18 protein-coding genes and 1 pseudogene are annotated in these 17806 nt (G+C 40.5%); 12 read left to right on the forward strand and 7 right to left on the reverse strand.

Annotated features, from left to right (window positions below; translation table 11 throughout):
* Nucleotides 1-230: 230 nt before the first annotated feature.
* Nucleotides 231-3800 carry a filamentous hemagglutinin N-terminal domain-containing protein gene (locus tag ACN222_RS27175; RefSeq protein ID WP_044523588.1) on the reverse strand — a complete coding sequence of 1190 codons (3570 nt, stop codon included), beginning with the start codon at nucleotides 3798-3800 and terminating at the stop codon, nucleotides 231-233.
* Nucleotides 3801-5188: 1388 nt separating this feature from the next.
* Here ACN222_RS27175 and ACN222_RS27180 point away from each other — a divergent pair.
* The 7 genes from ACN222_RS27180 (at nucleotide 5189) to ACN222_RS27210 (ending at nucleotide 10225) form a co-directional block, all read left to right on the forward strand.
* Nucleotides 5189-5875 carry an HAD family hydrolase gene (locus ACN222_RS27180; protein WP_010999633.1) on the forward strand — a complete coding sequence of 229 codons (687 nt, stop codon included), beginning with the start codon at nucleotides 5189-5191 and terminating at the stop codon, nucleotides 5873-5875.
* 480 nt (nucleotides 5876-6355) lie between these two features.
* The gene (locus tag ACN222_RS27185; protein ID WP_010999634.1) at nucleotides 6356-6742 is read left to right on the forward strand and encodes a hypothetical protein; all 387 of its coding nucleotides are present in this window, start codon (nucleotides 6356-6358) and stop codon (nucleotides 6740-6742) included.
* A 12-nt stretch (nucleotides 6743-6754) separates the two neighbouring features.
* Nucleotides 6755-7168, forward strand: coding sequence for an HNH endonuclease (locus ACN222_RS27190; RefSeq protein WP_010999635.1), 414 nt, complete (start codon nucleotides 6755-6757; stop codon nucleotides 7166-7168).
* Nucleotides 7169-7264: 96 nt separating this feature from the next.
* Nucleotides 7265-8293, forward strand: a complete 1029-nt coding sequence (locus ACN222_RS27195) for a tyrosine-type recombinase/integrase (protein ID WP_010999636.1) — start codon at nucleotides 7265-7267, stop codon at nucleotides 8291-8293.
* 3 nt (nucleotides 8294-8296) lie between these two features.
* Nucleotides 8297-8764, forward strand: coding sequence for a hypothetical protein (locus ACN222_RS27200; protein ID WP_010999637.1), 468 nt, complete (start codon nucleotides 8297-8299; stop codon nucleotides 8762-8764).
* Nucleotides 8761-9435: a hypothetical protein gene (locus tag ACN222_RS27205; RefSeq protein WP_010999638.1), complete on the forward strand. Its 675-nt coding sequence runs from the start codon at nucleotides 8761-8763 to the stop codon at nucleotides 9433-9435. Before ACN222_RS27200 ends, ACN222_RS27205 begins: the two co-directional genes overlap by 4 nt.
* Before the next feature lie 88 nt (nucleotides 9436-9523).
* Entirely contained in the window at nucleotides 9524-10225 is a 702-nt protein-coding gene (locus tag ACN222_RS27210) for a hypothetical protein (RefSeq protein WP_126987714.1), read from the forward strand.
* A 113-nt stretch (nucleotides 10226-10338) separates the two neighbouring features.
* Here ACN222_RS27210 and ACN222_RS27215 read toward each other — a convergent pair whose 3' ends face one another.
* The gene (locus ACN222_RS27215; protein ID WP_010999640.1) at nucleotides 10339-10650 is read right to left on the reverse strand and encodes a hypothetical protein; all 312 of its coding nucleotides are present in this window, start codon (nucleotides 10648-10650) and stop codon (nucleotides 10339-10341) included.
* Between the two features lie 21 nt (nucleotides 10651-10671).
* Entirely contained in the window at nucleotides 10672-11610 is a 939-nt protein-coding gene (locus ACN222_RS27220) for a ParM/StbA family protein (protein ID WP_044523592.1), read from the reverse strand.
* A 392-nt stretch (nucleotides 11611-12002) separates the two neighbouring features.
* Here ACN222_RS27220 and ACN222_RS27225 point away from each other — a divergent pair, with 392 nt between their 5' ends.
* Nucleotides 12003-12791 carry a ParA family protein gene (locus ACN222_RS27225; protein WP_010999642.1) on the forward strand — a complete coding sequence of 263 codons (789 nt, stop codon included), beginning with the start codon at nucleotides 12003-12005 and terminating at the stop codon, nucleotides 12789-12791.
* Between the two features lie 9 nt (nucleotides 12792-12800).
* Nucleotides 12801-13919: a ParB/RepB/Spo0J family partition protein gene (locus tag ACN222_RS27230; protein ID WP_010999643.1), complete on the forward strand. Its 1119-nt coding sequence runs from the start codon at nucleotides 12801-12803 to the stop codon at nucleotides 13917-13919.
* 81 nt (nucleotides 13920-14000) lie between these two features.
* On the opposite strand, the pseudogene ACN222_RS27235 reads toward ACN222_RS27230, so the two are convergent.
* The 3 genes and pseudogenes from ACN222_RS27235 to ACN222_RS27245 all read right to left on the reverse strand — a co-directional run.
* Nucleotides 14001-14140: pseudogene (locus ACN222_RS27235) on the reverse strand (Uma2 family endonuclease); the annotation flags it as partial.
* Nucleotides 14141-14149: 9 nt separating this feature from the next.
* Complete coding sequence (locus ACN222_RS27240) at nucleotides 14150-14728, reverse strand: hypothetical protein (RefSeq protein ID WP_010999644.1); 579 nt, start codon at nucleotides 14726-14728, stop codon at nucleotides 14150-14152.
* Nucleotides 14729-14761: 33 nt separating this feature from the next.
* Entirely contained in the window at nucleotides 14762-15886 is a 1125-nt protein-coding gene (locus ACN222_RS27245; RefSeq protein WP_010999645.1) for an RNA-guided endonuclease InsQ/TnpB family protein, read from the reverse strand.
* A 48-nt stretch (nucleotides 15887-15934) separates the two neighbouring features.
* On the opposite strand from ACN222_RS27245, the gene tnpA reads away from it, so the two are divergent.
* Nucleotides 15935-16336: an IS200/IS605-like element ISNsp3 family transposase gene (tnpA, locus tag ACN222_RS27250; RefSeq protein ID WP_010999646.1), complete on the forward strand. Its 402-nt coding sequence runs from the start codon at nucleotides 15935-15937 to the stop codon at nucleotides 16334-16336.
* A 160-nt stretch (nucleotides 16337-16496) separates the two neighbouring features.
* On the opposite strand, the gene ACN222_RS27255 is transcribed toward tnpA, so the two are convergent.
* Nucleotides 16497-16748 carry a hypothetical protein gene (locus tag ACN222_RS27255; protein WP_044523594.1) on the reverse strand — a complete coding sequence of 84 codons (252 nt, stop codon included), beginning with the start codon at nucleotides 16746-16748 and terminating at the stop codon, nucleotides 16497-16499.
* Between the two features lie 143 nt (nucleotides 16749-16891).
* On the opposite strand from ACN222_RS27255, the gene ACN222_RS27260 reads away from it, so the two are divergent.
* Both ACN222_RS27260 and ACN222_RS27265 read left to right on the forward strand, forming a co-directional pair.
* Nucleotides 16892-17137, forward strand: a complete 246-nt coding sequence (locus tag ACN222_RS27260; protein ID WP_010999647.1) for a hypothetical protein — start codon at nucleotides 16892-16894, stop codon at nucleotides 17135-17137.
* Nucleotides 17138-17268: 131 nt separating this feature from the next.
* A complete protein-coding gene (locus tag ACN222_RS27265) occupies nucleotides 17269-17715 on the forward strand; it encodes a hypothetical protein (protein ID WP_010999648.1) in 447 nt (148 codons plus the stop codon).
* Nucleotides 17716-17806: the final 91 nt, after the last annotated feature.

The following is a 17806-nucleotide window of genomic DNA, read 5'->3' on the forward strand; positions in this document are numbered from 1 at the left end:
TTCCAGACGTAGGCGCAGCCCGCCGCAGGCATCGCTTTATCACTCAATTTTTGGCGAAACATATTTTTGAACCATAACGTGGTTCAAAATTTGGTCACGCAGGGGGTAAAGTCACAGCTTTATTTGTGGCAGCTTGTAAAGAAAGTAGGAAACCAGAGTCGGCACAAGTCAAATCTGCTGTGAAGGATTGGTTTGAGCGTGAGTGGGCGAGAAAAGACGTTTTAAGGATATCAGAGACATTCACGACTCATTACTAAATCTCCATTGGCTAGCCGATACACCCCTTGAGGTTCCACAATCAGCTCGCCTTTTTTCCATGAACTCGCTGCACTGTTATTAGTCACACTCTGCACATCACCTGTAGGATAACTAGAAGCCGCCGCCTCACCAGGACGATGAGGTAAACTACCAGTGCCGGTAATAATAAAAGTGCCTTCTTGCTTAGGGCTGCGAGCAATGCAACTATTAGCAATTAGGGCGTTAGTATCAATGGGATTGTTTTCTAATTCTGTCAGGCCGTTTTGGATAAAACTTATATCAGGCACACCGATAATATTACCTGAGACTGTACCAGTGGCATTAATGTCTGAGCGATTATTATTACTCAATGACTGGAGGCTATTTCTATCAGATGTTGTTTGTCTAGGGCTATAGAGAGAATCACTAAACACAGCACGAGTGTTAAATCTAATATCGCCGCCTTGCCCCTCTGGTGCAAAGGCGAGAATATCGCTATCTTCTAAAGCGATGATGATATCTGCTGTGAGGGAAATATCACCGCCTTTACCATTACCACCTGATAAATCAGTACGGATATCGCTGTTATTCCGCAAGCGGATGTTTCTAGCATTGATGTTAATATGACCTCCACCGGATTGTTCGGAGCTGGCACTTACTAAACCATTATTCGCATTAAAATTACCTGTGGCTACAATATTGATATCCCCTGCAACACCTTCTCCCAGACTGCTTGTGGCAACCGCGATGGGATAAGGAAGATTAGAGTTAGTGGCGGATAAATTAAAGTCTGTTGTAAATAAGGATATATTCCCACCACCTCCACTAGAAGTAGTACCTGCTAACAAAGCAGTTAAGCCAGTGTTGCTAAAAATAGTAATGTTATCTGTAGCATTAATCGTAATATCACCCGCTTTACCACTGCTCATAGTTCCTGTCACTAAAACTCCCCCATTTAATACCTCAACCACACGGGCATTGATAGTAACATTACCTGCATTACTAGAATTGCCTGTCGCTGATGATATCGTAGCTTTGTCTGCTAGACGGAAGTAATCTGTGTTGACTATGATATCGCCTCCCTGACCAAATGCTCCCTTTTGAGTTTCAGTTAATATTGCACTTGTAATACCATCAGCATTAAGTCCTGAGATGTTTACTGCATTTGTAGCATTAATGCGAATACGTCCACCTTTACCTTGTACAGCAGGTAAGTCTTCCAAGGCTCCGAAAACGGAACTACTTATGCGACCGCCATTAATCAAAGTCAGCTTTGGTGTCTGAATATTAATATCTCCACCATTTCCAACTCCACTAGATCCCACATTACTATCGATCCAACCGTTATCAATTACCACCTCATCATTGCTAAAAATAAAGATATTACCTGCATTACCTTGACCATCAGTTCCCGATGATATAACCCCCTTTATTAGCAATAACTTTCCTGTATTTATTGTTAATTCACCACCTTTACCCACAGCAACGACATTATCATTAACAGCGAAAACGCTTGTGGAGATTAAACTGCCTTGATTCAGATTTGAACTAATTAATTCAACCGAATCCGAGGCATTGATAGTAATATTACCAGCTTGTCCTCCTAAATTATTACTGGCATCTACTGTAATTTGACCGCCATCTCTCACAATCAGATTTTTGGTATTCAGTGTTATATCGCCAGCACGACTGCTACTACCCGTTCTGGCTACAAAACCAGTTGTTGCATCTTTTGCATTTATCAAACCTTTTGGATCTATTTCAATGAAATCAGTAGCTGTAACATTAATATTGCCACCAGAACCAATGATTTGTCCTGGTGCTGGTTCTCCAGAGCTAGAAGAAATACTTCCTCTATTTGTTATAGTAATTCGTTCAGTTTGAATATTGATATTTCCAGCATTCCCTACATTAGAAATACCTAGCCCCATTAGTGAAGTTGTGGAGATATAAGATTGATTTAGAAAAATGTCGCGCGCATTAATATTTAGATTAGAGCCATTTCCACTACCAGAACTACCAGATGTTATAATAGAATTATTATCAAGATTCAAGCGGTTGGTAATAATAGATAAATTACCTGCATTACCTTCTCCAGAAGTATCTGAGGTTATAGAAGAATTGTTATCAAGACTCAAGCGGTTGGTAATAATAGATAAATTACCTGCATTACCTTCTCCAATAGTCCTTGCAGTAATACTTGATTCATTTAAACTAATGTAATCGGTAGCTTGAATCTTAATTTCTCCAGAATTACCTACAAATAAATTATTAGGATTTGTCAAAACACCATCTGCAAGTAACAAATTTCGTATGCTGACACTATTTATGAAAGAACCATCTGCGAGTGACAGATTGCGCGCTTGAATATTAATGCCACCATCGCTGAAAATCAAACTGCTCGGAAAATCTGCATTTTTTCCAGAAAGAGCAATTGTATCATCAACTATAACATTAATAATTCCTGAATTACCTTGTTGGCTATTTATAATTAGCCAACCACTGTTAATAAGTTTTAGTGATTGACCAACAATATTGATATTTCCACTATTCCCCAAGCCTAAAGAAACATTGCCAATAAAACTACTTTCGGCAATAGTAACTATTCCAGTAGCATTAATAGAAATATCACTAGTTTTAGTCTCAGGATTACCTTGATTAGAAATTAAAAATGTTTGCAAACTGCTAAAATTTAATAAATTGAAGTTATGAGCATGAAATACAATATCATCACCTTCCGTACCGAGAACAAAAGTAGCAACATTAGAATTATTAATTAATGAAATATCTGTTCTAGCCACACCATTAGGAAATGCCAAGCTCAAATTATCATCATTAACCTGAAGCCCGACGCTGCCAGGTGCAGTTAATCCACCAATTTCGACCCTACCACCTAATGCTTCAATGATTCCACCATCCATCAAAATTTGCCCACTAGCGTCAGGTGTAGGTGCAACATTACCTCCAAGTAGTATTAAACTTTTATTATCGGAAACTTGTAAAGAACCACGGTTTTCAATTGAGTTTGCGCCTTGATTAGCAATTTGATTAAATAAAAATGCTGTAGGATTGACACTCAACAAGGTATTACCTGATGGTACTGATGAAGTTAAAGAAAACTCAGCACCACCAGGAAATTGAATTGCATTGGCTGTAGTCGCTACAAAAGAACCCCCAACATTTAATTGAGCGTTTCTTCCAAAAATAATGCCATTTGGATTCATTAAAAATAAATTAGTAGTACCTTGAGCGTAAATCAATCCTTGAATATCAGAAGGTGTACCACCAGTTACTCGTGCAAAGATATTAGTCAGATTGGGGTCATTTAAAAAAATTGCTGCACCACCGTTAGGAATGTTGAAACTACCAAAACTATGGAATAGGTTGGTATTGCCAACTGTTGTACCACCTTGAATTACAGAATATAAACCAATATCTGTAACTTGTGTTCCTAGTGTTTGGTCGGCTGTGACTTGCGCCAAGGCTTTGAGGTTTGTTGTGCAAGTTAAGCCCAGGAATAGTCCTAAGCGCCACCACCACTGGAAATAAAATTGATTAATCATTGGCTTTTCCTTGCTTCCCCCGATGGGTACATATGTTAGCTGTAGCACCTGCTATTCACTTTGAAGCCTGGGGGCATAAATTGCAACTCCGCATAACTTGATAGAAATTGCAATACAGTTTTATCCACTTTTACATACATCATTGTGCTGATATAGATGCTAAAACCTGCATCTAACCTTTCATAAAAGCTGAAGGACTAAGAGATTATTTATAAAGTAAATCTTTAGGAGACAAGACGACGTAGCATAATTCTAGCCATAACAGCATATATAGCCGCTTCGGTCATTTCTGTTAAACGCTCATAATCCTTGCTTATGTCAATTTTAAGGAATTAATGTCTTGCTGTGACCGAGGACAAAAAGCTTATATATCAAGGAGTTTACGCTTTTTGCTGCTCTTATATTTTAGGAATAATTTTAAATAATTAAATGCCTTTTCTCTAAAAACTAACCAGATAGAACTTAAATAATTAGATGCCTTTTTTTTGAAAGTTTCAATAGACTATTGACTTTTAGGCTTATCTTACGGGGAGATCAGCTATGCTTTTGCGTTACGCCATCGCTCTAGTATGAATGAGCCTAATCTAAATTATGGTTAAAACGTTTGCTAGGGGAGCATTTTACGATTTAACTGAAAAATTCTGGTAGATAATGAGGCTCGTTTTTATAAGTGAAGGGGACAGTAATTATTTAAAACTAGAATTTGAGGAGCTAGAGCATAAATTTAATTGCACAAGACCCAAAAAACCGAGTGATTTGACAGTAATTGTTGAAAACTGGCTAATAATTCTGCCACAGTGATGACTTAAATGCCTCTAGTTTTGTTTTACCTAGACATTACCTAGATATTACCTTGACACAAAATTTGGTTAACTAATTTAGTCTAAAAATATACAATATTTTAAATCAAAAGTGCATCTAGGTAAAATTAGCTTAAAAGCTTATTTAAAAACAAAATTACTTACCCATACAATACCTATATACCACAAAGAAAAAATATTCTACTGGCTCAATTCATACATCAAGCCGAGTAAAGCAAACCTTCAAGCGATAAAATATTAATTCTGTCGCGCTCACCAGAATGTAGCCAAAAAGTGCCACTGTTTTTTAGCCGGAGATGAGCATGGTTGCAGTCGTAACTGACCTAGACAATCAGTGAACGTTACCTAGATGCAACCTGAAGCAAGGGTGTCTCTTAAAGAATTATTTGTCAATTTTTAGGAATTAATGTCAGGTTGTATTAGAGGCAAAAAGCTTATATATCAAAGAGAATACGCTTGAGAGCCTCTTTTCTAATGATTCTGTCAATGGGCGTAACAGTTGAGGTAGAGGTAATAGTAGCGAGTTTTGATTAGCCTAGAGGCACTAAAGTAATCAAGAGATTCTCAATGGCTTATCAAGGCGTGATTTTGGACGTAGATGGTACATTAGTTATCAGTAATGATGCTCATGCTCAAGCGTGGGTAGAAGCATTTGCAGAATTTGGTTATGAAGTCAAGTTTGAGCAAGTCCGTCCACTGATTGGTATGGGAGGCGACCAAATTATTCCTCAGTTTGCGCCGGGGTTGTCTGATGAACAAGGAAAAGGAAAGGAAATTGCTGATCAACGCAAACAACTAATTATCAATAAGTTTGCCAAAAATTTGGCTCCTACCAATGGTACGCGGCAATTAATATTGAAGATGCAGTCTCTAGGTTTGCATCTGATCATTGCCAGTTCAGCTTCAAGTCAAGAATTGTCAGTTTTGTTAAAAGCTGCACAAGTCGAAGACCTACTCAGCCAGGATGAAGCAACCACATCCAGCGATGCCGAAGCTTCTAAACCTGCTCCTGATATTGTTGAGGTGGCTTTGAACAGGTTGAATATTGAACCATCTGAGGTTGTGATGCTGGGTGATACTCCCTACGATATTACTTCGGCAAATCAAGCAGGGATTAAGGTGATTGCTCTTCGTTGCGGTGGTTTTGATGATAGCCAACTCAAGGATGCGATCGCCATTTATGATGATCCGGCAGATTTGTTAACACAATATCAGCACTCACCTTTAGCAACCGAAGCCATGACAAAGGCATAATACTTTAAAAGTTGGTCAAGTATCGGTTCGCGGACTAATTGAAAAATTTTCAACGTAGTTATAGGGTTTCTAGCTCCTCTTGTCGCAGACAAAGTGAAAATTTGTCGCGGAGTAGATGAAAAATTCCTACCAAATTCGCGGACTAATTGAAATTTTCCGCCCAATGGGAATAAAAGGGCGCAACTCATTCCAGTATAAGGCTTTGGAGCAATAATTCTGTAAGTAGCGATGCCTGCGGCGGGCGTAGCCATCGCCGTGTACTACGAGAGAATAAGGGTTACACCAGGTCATTTTCAATTAGTCTGCGACAATTTTCATCTTTTCCGCGAACCGACAACAGTCACAGAAAATAGCTGTTGTGAAAAATCTTGTATTTTAATCGTAGTTTTCATCGTATAAAAGATAAGGGTCACTTATTTTTTATTGTAGTCTTGTATTACAACGTAATCTAACTCATAATGTGAGCAAACAGCTAATTTCATGGTTAAGGACGTGGCACAATTAACGATTCAAATACCGGATGAACTAGCGCAACGTTTAGAACCTTTGCAAAGTCGCTTGCCCGAATTACTTTGGCTATTGTTAGATATAGGTGGAGAACAAAACAAAGAGCAGCCTAAACTAAATACACAGACTCTAGAGATTCCCGAAGTTTATCAAGAAGTATTGGATTTTTTGATTAAACGTCCAACGCCAGAAGAAATTATTAGTTTTAAAGTCTCAGCAAGAGCGCAAATACATTTACAAGAGTTATTAGAGAAAAACCGCAGTGGGTCATTGAGTCAAATGGAACTAGCTCAATTAGATGTTTATGAACAACTAGAACATCTAATGATTTTGCTAAAGGCGCGTGCTATGGAAAAATAAAAAATAAATAAAATGGGCAGTACTTCAATTTCCACAGAACTTCGCAAACTGGTAATCAGTAGAGCATCAGAGCGGTGTGAATATTGTTTAATTCATCAAGATTTTTCAATTTATACCCATGAAGTGGATCATATTATTGCAGTGAAACATGGGGGCGAAACTGTAAAAGATAATTTAGCTCTTTCATGTTTAACGTGCAACCGTCATAAAGGTTCTGATTTTGCGACAATTGACTCAACGACAGGAGAAATAGTGCCGTTGTATAATCCTCGTCGTCAAATTTGGGAGGAACATTTTTATTTTGAGGGTGTAAGGATAGAGGGAAAATCTCAAGTAGGTCAAGCAACAACAAGGTTACTTCAGTTTAATCTCGCTAATAGATTACTACAACGACAAGTATTGATGAGTCAGGGAAAATATCCTTGAGCATCTGCTTACTTAATGGTTTAAGGAAAAGTAATTTTATGATAACTAATCTAGGTTTTGGAGAAAAATACAGTAATCAAAAAGGAAATATAAATAATGAATTATAATGCAGATTCTTTACCACCTATTAAACTGATATCGCTGGAAGATAAAGTATTACCGTTAGCTATTCAAAAATCTAAAAGTAGATCAGCAAAAATAGCTGCACCCACAGATATACGTTGGATCAAGGTACTGGAGTTCCTCCGCAGCACCAACCTCGCACCTAATAGCCGAAAATTATACGAACGCGAACTAAAGCGATTTTTGGGATGGACGCAACTGCACTATCACGAACTACGCCCACGTCACTTAGGATTATACAAGGAATATCTGAGGGATGAGGTAAAAACTGATTCAGGTAAACCCCTGTCAAAAGCGAGTATTAATGCTGGGGTTGCCGCACTTAAAAGCTTTTTTAATTGGATGTGCTACACATATCCTGAAATAATTACTACTAATCCTACACTGGGGATAAAGCTAGAGAAAGTACCACTGCCACCAGCCCAAAGCCTAACTGACGAGCAGATGGAGCGCGTTTGGTCAGCATTAGAATTGTTGGGAGAGACAAAAGAGCGCGATACAGCGCTTGTCCACATTCTCAGTCACGGACTACGCGCTGGGGAAATTGTACAGCTAAATGTTGGTTCCTTCGATGGCAAGCTGCTCTTCTTACCTGATACCAAAACGAATGAACCGCGCTTAGTACCATTGCGGAAAGAAAGCCGTGACGTATTAGAGGCTTATTTGCGATCGCGGCAACAGCAGGGTGAAGAACTTAATAGCCTCACCCCGTTAATGATTTCACATCACGCTTCATACAAGGGAGATCGCTTGAGTTACCACGGGATATACTTCGCCGTCGAGAAAATAGGTGAGTTTGCAGGCATCGAAGATTTACACCCGCACCAATTTCGGCATACATACGCCACTGAACTATTACTGTTAGGTGTAGACCCCAGCCACGCCAGGAAACTGACTGGGCATCAAAGCGAGAAGGCGTTCCGGCGCTATACTTTGCGTAGTGAACAAGAGGCGGCGATCGCTGCTTATTATCGGGCGATAGGGGAAGTTGAAGCGGAGTAAGCAATGCCCAAGCCGTTAGACCCCAAATGCCAGTTATGTGCCAAACTACCCTCCGCTAAAGCTAAGGTGCTGCATGGGCGAGAAGGTGATAACTGCTGGAACCCGAAGGTGTGCCACAATCGCCGTTCGTTTTACCGTAACCGCAACAAAGATGATTCTCTTGGGATTGAGGCGATCGCTGTTGCACCACCAGAAACATATTTTGCCGTGCTGTACTTGTACAAGGAGCCAGGCGATAAACCCTTACACGCTTTAGGTGCAGAACTATGGCTGGGACAAAAGCCAATCTGCCGCCTAGAGCCGATTCATTGTTTTGGACTGACGGCAGGTAAAATTAGAGCGTACACCGACAAAGTATTACAGGCTTTTGCTAAAGAATATAATGTCACGCTGTACCAATATAAAGAGATGTTCGAGATTGCACCGACTCACTGCCCAGTAAGACCCTGCCCGTTGCACCCTGAACCATGACCATTTATCGTCAGCTGACAATCTGGGACATTCTTGATGAGGTATCCGAAGCCCCGCCCACCTCTTCACTCGCTGCGGTGTGGTCATGTTTAGATACGGAGTTAGAAACTTTATCAGTAGAAGCACAATTGGCGATCGCCTCCACTGCATTCTCGCAAATCGCAGATATCCTTAAAACTCGCGCCCAATTATTGTTAGAAGATGTCCGCGCACAAACGGACACTGATGGGCCAGTCATCAGCACAGATATCTTTGCTGGTTTGGTGAGAACAACCATGCAATTAGATTTAGATGACCTCATTGAAGAACCGCCACCGCAAAACTTTAGACCACATGGGACACATCAGTTTACTCATCCTGTAAAGAGTGGTGATTCAGTAGCCGCACCTGTGGAGAAAGAGAATGTGCTGGCAATGCTGGAGATTCAGACTGTGGATGATGTCCATCGGCTGGCAGGTGATGAAGATGTAGATAAGTGGCGGGGGGCGATCGCTAATTGTTTAGTAAATGTGAAAGATGAAATAGCTCTAACGAAATTGCAACGCAAGTTGAAAATGCCGATGGTCGAGGTATGGTTGGGATTATTGCTGGGTGGGTTTGCGCTACAGCAGCGTGGGGAATTTTACGAAAATGACAATGTTTGGGTGAAAGCGGATTCTTCTAGAGTTTGACCCGCAGAAATGATATTGTCAAGGTAAGCGTAAAGGTAAATGTTTTACAAACTATCAGTGATAAGCTTTAGTTGACCTAGACTTAGAAATGAGCAACACTGGCAAGGGGAAAAAACTAGCATCTTTTAACTGTGACCAGAGGATGTGGGAAAGGTTTATCCTTCGTTGCCAGTCTAAGGGAACAACAGCCACAGCGACACTTACCCATTTTATTGAGATGTACATAGATGGTTCCTTGGATAACCTTGATGCAGTTGCTGATCATGATTTGAATAACAATGGGCTGGACTCCAGGATAAAAGAGATTGTTGCAGAATACTTACGCCAAAATTTAACTGACAATCTCAGTAGTGGTGATTCGGAAACAATATTAGCTATTTCCTCTCGACTTGACGAGCTTGAATCTCAAATTGAGAACAAGTCCAGTAGCATTGAAACACCATATCATCCCCAACAGAATGAGTTGGAGCAAAAAATTGAATCAATGACTTCCCGTGTAGAACAGTTGACTGATGCGATTAGAAAAATTCAAACCTATCTGAACAATCAACCCAAGCAGCGGGGCAAATCATACAGTAGAAACTCGTATACTCAAGCTTCTACTCCGCGCATGAAACCGTTAACTCCAGAAGGTTTAGCCTCTCGTTTAGGTGTCAGTGTGGAAACTTTGCGCGAACAGACGGCGAAGTTGCCACCACCGCTTTTCGTGGCATGGTGCAAGGGGAAAGATAGTTCGAGCATGGGGTGGGAATTTAACGAGGAAACAGGTTTTTATCATGCGGCAACTTGAACCCCAGTAGAAATTGGGGAGTAGGGAGTAGCGTTCGCAGCACCATCATTGCATCATCCCCACCCAGTTTCTCCAACTTGACTGTTGCGCCCCCTAACTAGCAAGACCATCCTTCACAAATCAAAATCGAGAGTAAATGTATCATCATCAGGTTTTTCTAATGTTTGAGGTATAACGGTCGCTGGTTCTGGCTCTTGCGCTTGTTGTTGGTTTTGGTTGATAGTTACCGGGGGTGGAACTGGTGTATGTACCCCTCCTAGTTGCAGAGGAAATGCACCTTTCTTGAAGGCGAAATAGCAATCAATTATAAAGTACAGCGTTTCCAGGTAACTTTTATCTAGGTTTTGCGATTCTAGAAATATACGTTTGCGGTAGCTGTCTCGGATGCGAACTCTCTCTGGGGTGTTGTCGTGTTCGTTTTTCATTTTTTCTCCTGACCTGGCTTCTTAGTTTTTGGCTGCAATGCTTTTTGCCATTTCTAGAAGCCCAATAGCATTCGCCTCTACCGGATTGTCCAAGACTTTGAAACCGTTTTTCTCCAACAGCTTCGTGAATCCCGGTAACAGACAACCACCACCTATCGCCCAGAGTTCATCACCAGAGTGCTTGGCATCAAGCGCCAGATTCACTGCTTTCTTTAAATATTTTTCGTACCAGTCTTTGAGGCAAGCAATGTAAATCTCTTTGATGTCAATGTCCCGACTATACTTGGTATGCCCCATTTCTAGGCAATAGCGAATTTTGGCTGGATCTCCGACTTTACCACCATTGAGATGCTTCATCTTTTGGGCAATATCGTCGATGAGAACTTCAACACCTGTTGGGTATGGGGTATGTACTTCTCGTTTACCCTGGTTGTAACGCGAAAATAAAGTTGTACCGTTGCCGAAGTCCAGCACAGTCAATTTTTTGGGTAGTGGCTGTCCGAATAATGCTCCCATTCCTTCAGGTATCACCTTCAGCACTTCTACTTTCACTTCTGATGGTTTACCCGCCAGTATCGGCTGATATTCTCCATTTAATACTTTCTTCAATTCTTCTGCCAAACCAACATCATGCAAGCTGACAACCATCTTTAAGTGCCATGCTTTGCGGTGTGGCAAATGTGCTAATGCTCCCAGCAAAGTAGTTAGTGCATTCTTGACTTTGTTTTCATTGCTATCGGTGTTGCGCTCAAAATGAGTTCCAGCACGAAAAGCTGATTCGCCAACTGTGTAAGCCTTGCCTTCAAACTCTACCCTTCCCGGCACATCTTCCATGTCGGCTGTAGAAATATAGCTAGGGATACGAACGACATCAAATCCTTCGACTAAAAGTTTGAGATTGCCGTAACCGTTATCGAACCCTGCGGGAAATATTTTTTGTAATGCGTGAACACTTGTCATTAATGTTAAATATGATACAAAAATTGATGGCGATAGAAATAACCTAAAAGCCACCTAAATATATCCTATATGGGTAACAAAATGAACCAAAAGATTTATAAATGATTTTGGGATACATTTAGACTCTATATGTAGCCCAATAAAAATATGCCCTTTTCAAAATTTTAAAAGCATGATAAACGTGGTACTTATTCTTTACCCATAGCTTGACAAAATCACTCACGCAACACCGGATCTGTTAGGGTGATAGCGAATCATAACAAGCTCAAAAGTTGTCGAATTTTAAAATTCGACATAAAACCGAATGTAAGTAATTGCAAAAACTAAAGAGATAAAGATTAAAAGACTTGTTTTAAGTTACTGAAATAGTATTGATATACTGAGGTGTTTCAATGTCACAAGTAGTAATAGCTGTTTTAGCAAATGCTGGCGGGGTAGGAAAAAGTACTTTATCAGTACACTTAGCTTATGAAGTAAGTCGGCGTAAGTTAAAAGTGGCACTGTTAGATTTAGATCCGCAGCGATCGCTTGATGTGTTTTGTGGATTAGAAGCCGCAGAAGCCGAGAAGACAATGTTTAAAGTATTATCAAAAGATTTTATAGGTGATTGGGCTTTAGCATCATCATGGGATGAAACCCGAATAGAGGTTTGCCAAGGACATCCATTACTGGCAGAAATTGCTAATGAGTTAGTAATTCGTAAGAGAGGAGAATATACGTTAGCAGACAGATTACAAAAATATTCTTTACCCCATGATCTAGTTATTGTAGACTGTCCTGCTACGTTGGGAATGCTTAACGTCAATGCTTTAGCTGCTGCAACCCATATTTTAGTACCAATACAACTTGAGATGAAAGCAATTTCAGGTTCAGCAGAATTGGTAGAGTGGTGCATGAATACATCTGAGGAATTACAATTAACACCTAAGCCTCAGATTCTAGGTTTTGTACCTAGTATGTACGATGAGACAGTAGCTATGCACAGGCAGTACCATTCACAACTACCTGAAATTGCCCAACAACTAGATATAAAACTTTATCCAAAAATTCGCAGTTCTAATGAATTTAAGAATGCCAGCGCTCATGGGCTACCTTTGCATAAGTACCGAAATAAACATCCAGCTTGTAAAGATTTTAAGCAAATCGCTGATGATGTGATTCAATTGATCAAAAACAAGTAAGGAGTATTAATGGCCAGAGCTTTACCACAAATAAGTGAAAAATTTAAAGGTGCAGTTCAGAAAACTGACCAAGAGAAGAAAATTGCTCAACTGCAAGCAGAAATAGAACAACTGAGGGTTAAGCAATCCCCAGAACTGGAAGCTGAGTTACAACTACTACGGGAAAAACTTAAAAATAGCTCAGGGGAAGTAGAGATTGAGCTTGAATTAATAGATCCTAATCCTCATCAACCCAGGCAAACAATAACTCTAGAGTCTATTCAAGCTAAAGCTAGACTTCTGAAAAAACACGGGCAGATTACACCTATAATTCTTGTAGCTCAAGAAGATGGTCGTTATATACTGTTAGACGGTCAATTACGTACTGAAGGGGCAAAGCTACTAGGATGGAAGTCCATTCGGGCTGTTGTAGTACCTATGCCCAAGGATTTGACACAATCATCATTAATTACGTTTTTAGGATTTGAAGACTTAAACCCATTGGATAAGGCAGAGGCTGTAATTCAAGAGGTTATTAAGGCAACTGCATTAAGTTCTGAGGAAATCACTACAGCACTAGCAACTGTACTCAAACGTATTGAACGCGATAGTAACATCAAAGAATTGGCAAAATTGACAAGTTTAGATGTAGATGAGCAAAAACAAGGATTAGAATCACTGGGGATTATAGGTGAAGAACAAAATTTGTTTTTATCATTGTTGGAGTTGGGCTTAAATCCAGCTTCAGTCAAATCTAATTTAATACCGATGTTGTTCTTACCTGCTGATTTAAAAAATGCGATTCGTCAAAAGGGTCTTAAAGGGGCGCACGCTTTGGCACTATCAACATTATCTGCAAAAGCTTTAGAAACATCTGAAGAAAAGGCTTTAAAAGAGCGAACTAGAATTACTCAAAAAGTTCTGGCAGAAAATCTTACAGTACCTGAGACACGCGAACTTATCAAAAAAGTTAAAGCTGAATACATAACAAAAACTGAATCTGAATCAAAAGAGGTAAAATTTCTTATTCAAAAAATCAATAGTATCTCGGAAAAAACCTTAGTAGGTGCAAGTAATAAACAGCTTCAGGAACTTAAAACACTTTTACAACAAAAACTGCTTGAGATAGAGAACCTGAATCAGAAGTAACATACTGCTAGGCTTTTAATCGATAATTGGTTCTGTTCCCCTAAACTGATTTCCTTGATAGACACCATCAACTAGCTGCTAAATAGTCATTACAGGTTCTTGAGATGAGGCAATGTAGCGTTCCCCCCTAGTCCCAAGTAATCGGCAATCCAATACTCTCCAATTCCCAGTGCTTCATAATCTTCCACTTTCCGAGCATAGTCATTTTGCCAGTTAGTACTGAATTGGTTTTATATTCTGTTCGCTTGAATAAAAGCGATAGTACTTTTCCAAAGAATTGTTTGATTCAGCAGATACTGTGCAAATATTGCCTTAACCTTTTGTAGTTCCTCTAGTGTTAAGTTTCGTCCAAGACGTTGTGCGTAACTTGGACGATTACTGCTATCTGTAAATAAACGTTCCAGAAAATGGCTACTAATGTGCATTTGCGTTGAATTTTGCTCAACAATTACATCTGCCTCTAGCCCTGCTGATTTAAAAGCGTCACGTAAGTCATCCACGTCCCAATTGAGCATGGGGTCTGAGCCATCATCATAAATTGCTTCTTCTGCTGACATTAAGCGTTTGTATAACTTGCTATCTACCGGGTGAGCTTCTAGTAGACGATAAAATCTTTGAGTGAAACGTGGTACAGTCTCAGCCAATATCAGCTTTCCTCTTTGGGGTAGTATTTTTACTATCTCTTGAACAGCATTTGACTTATCAAGCTCAGAAACTAAAACATTACGGCCAATAATAAAATCAAATTGGACATTTGCTGCTTGTTGAGTTATCACCTCAACTAATTCAGGAATTGAGGCTTTTGACATACTCCCCCGAATATAATTCGGGGGATTCTAGGCTCAAACAGCGATTGCTGGCGTAGCCAGTCTGACATCACCTAACCCAACAGTCGATGCCCCGACTGCACAAATTACCTTAGAGGCGTTTTCGTCTCTCTCGTTCACTGACTGGCAGGACGGACAACTCCACGACCGAACAGACAAATCAATACTCTCTAAGACATGACCACAGTGAGAACAGGTCTTAGTGCTGGGATACCACTGATCAATGAAGACAATCAGTTTATTCTTCTTTTTGGCAACCCATTCTAGAATTTCCAGAAACTCACCAAACGCCAAATCTGATATTTTCCTGCCCCAACGTCGTTGCATTCCCTTGAGGTTTAAGGTTTCAAAGCAGAGAACATCAAACTTATCTGTTAACTCATAAGCTAGTTTCCAGAACCAGTCACGACGGCGATTAGAAATATCTTCGTACTTGCGTACTAGATTAAGTCTCGCTCGTTTCCGATTAGCCGAACCTTTGAGTTTCTTTGAGTGTTGTCTACTAGCTTTGGTGATAGCGTTTAGAGATTGTTTGAAAAACTGAGGAGAATCAATTTTTGTGCCGTCTGAGCAAGTGAGAAATGTCTTCAAACCAAAGTCAAAACCAGCGATTTTACCCGTCTTAATCTCGATTTCTGGCTTAATACCGTCGTCAACTACCACAACCACGAACAACTCACCTAACGGTGTGCGCTTTATAGTTAGGGTTTTAACTGTTCCCTCTATCTGTCTCGACTTCCAGAATTGATAAACTCGATTACCGATTTTTACTCTGTTGCCACCTAAAAACTTATAACCTGCTTGTTTTAGGGTGAAGGATTTATATTTCTTCACCTTCTTAAATCCTGGTGGTCTAACCCCCTTCTTATTGTGTTTAAAAAATAATTGGTAAGCTTTTTCAATGCGTTGACAGATATCTTGCACTGCCTGAGATCCTACAGTTTGCCAAAATGGGTTACGCTTCCGCAGTTTAGCAATGTGAGCTTGAAGTTTTGCACAACTTAAGTGTTTGCCCCACATTCGGTAGTAGCGTTTGTGTAGGGCAATACAATGGTTGTAGATTACCCCACTCGCATTAATCATGCGCTTGAGGAATCTATTTCTTTTGTGCTGGTACAGTTTGAACTTCAAGGTTTTCATGTGGTTATAATATCATCATTGGTGTAGATAATCAACACTCATCTACAAATGAAAACTACATATAATCATTACAACCATTCAATAGGTTTAGCTACTGTTCACTTAGTCTGGATACCCTGTAGGCGCAGGAGAGTTTTCAATAACAACGAAAAATTAAAACTACGATGTATTGAGATATTTCAGTCAGTTGCTAATGATAAAAAGTGGATTATCAAAGCACTAGAAATTGCTCCTGACCACATTCATTTGTTGGTAGAATATGACCCGCATCACTCAATATCTCAAGTAGTGAAAGCGTTTAAAGGCAGGTCATCAAGATACTTGAGGCAAGAATTTCCAGAACTAATGAAGCTTCCTAGTTTGTGGACTCACTCTTTCATGTTTGACACAACGGGCAAAGTCAGCACTCAGAAAGTTTTGGAGTACATAAATGACCCACATCACGGATGAATAAATTCATCCCCCAGCGCTTATATCCCCCGCATGAATGACGGGGGCTTTACGCATCACGACTCGTAAACTCAATGCTTCTGGTTCTCACACCAAAAGCATTTCTTTAGCACCAGATGCGATGGCGTAATTACCCTCTTTATAAGAGATCGCCCCACAACTATTTTTGAAAATCCACATCGCTCTTATAAACCTTAGCCCTCGGCTTGGCCTTCTTTAGAGGTGCGGCGGCAGACTTCTTGGGAGCCGAAGGTGGACGGCAGGTTTCGCAATACAGTGGGCGTGGGCCAAATGTCTCGCGGCTTGTCATCTGTTCACATTGCTTACAGACGAAGTTGAACGTGCGGGTGTGTATCGTGCGTTTGTGCGCTCTGACAGTGTATTCTCTGACATCGATTTCTTTGCTTGCCATTGCTTATTTCAATTGTTAACTTTTCGGATCTTAGCCTTTGCCAACAGGATTTCAATAGTCTGGGTAAACATAATTACTCACTTTGTAGAATTAACTTTCAACGGCTACGCCAAAGCTAAACGAAAGCTCGTCTTAGGAAAAATATGAATAATCACAACTTTGATTCCATCTTCCAGGCTGTTTGGGATGGCAGCCAGAGAGTGTGGACTGATGAGGAAAAGGCTGTGGTTGTAAGCCATCCCGAACTGCTCAATCAGTTGCAATCCTGGGCAGACAATAACAATAGTGATAGCTGTTGGCATAAGGCTAATTACGATTTGGTTAAACCTAAGTCTTGTATTGCCAATACCATTTCTTCTGCGGACGAAGATATTCACATACCGTTTTAACCGCTTTGCACTCACTAGCTGAAAATGGCTACGCCAAAGCTTATGTGAGGGTTGCAGCGACGACACGCTTCAGACCCAACTGCAATACCTCATCACATTGAAGAAAAATTACAAACATTCGGAGTCTCATTATGGATATTCAAGCTACCCTCAACCTCATGATTCAAGCAGTCGTTATGGGAGTTGTCGCACTGATGGTTTTCGATTTCGTTGGTGGTTTGTGGGTCGTACCACTACCAGGTGCAGGATGGCAACCGCCAATTATCGAACAGTCCACAGTTTCCGTATTTCAACAAGTTCCTACTCCACAACAGGAAATTCCACTCCCCACTCCCGCAATCGCACCACAGTTTGAGGAAATTCCCGACCCCTGGACATTAGAAACCCAATCCCCTCAGAACTGTCTTCCAGCGTCAGCAGCAATAGTCTTATTCCCTACCCTCCAACTACTGCCACCAGCCAAAGCCCAAGAAGTACAACCGACTAAACCAAAGCGCAGAACTAGCAAATCCACCAATCCCACACTGCCTAAATCTCCCCGCCAGCGCCAGCCAAAACCACGCAAGATAACTGCTTAGTCCGATTGGCGATCCCCCCGACCACGCTTCAAAAAGGGCGATCGCCTCTACTAATTAAACAGTGACACTAATTAACGAAGTTTCTCATGAA

This window comes from Anabaena sp. FACHB-595 (assembly GCF_048568275.1).
Lineage (GTDB): Bacteria > Cyanobacteriota > Cyanobacteriia > Cyanobacteriales > Nostocaceae > Trichormus.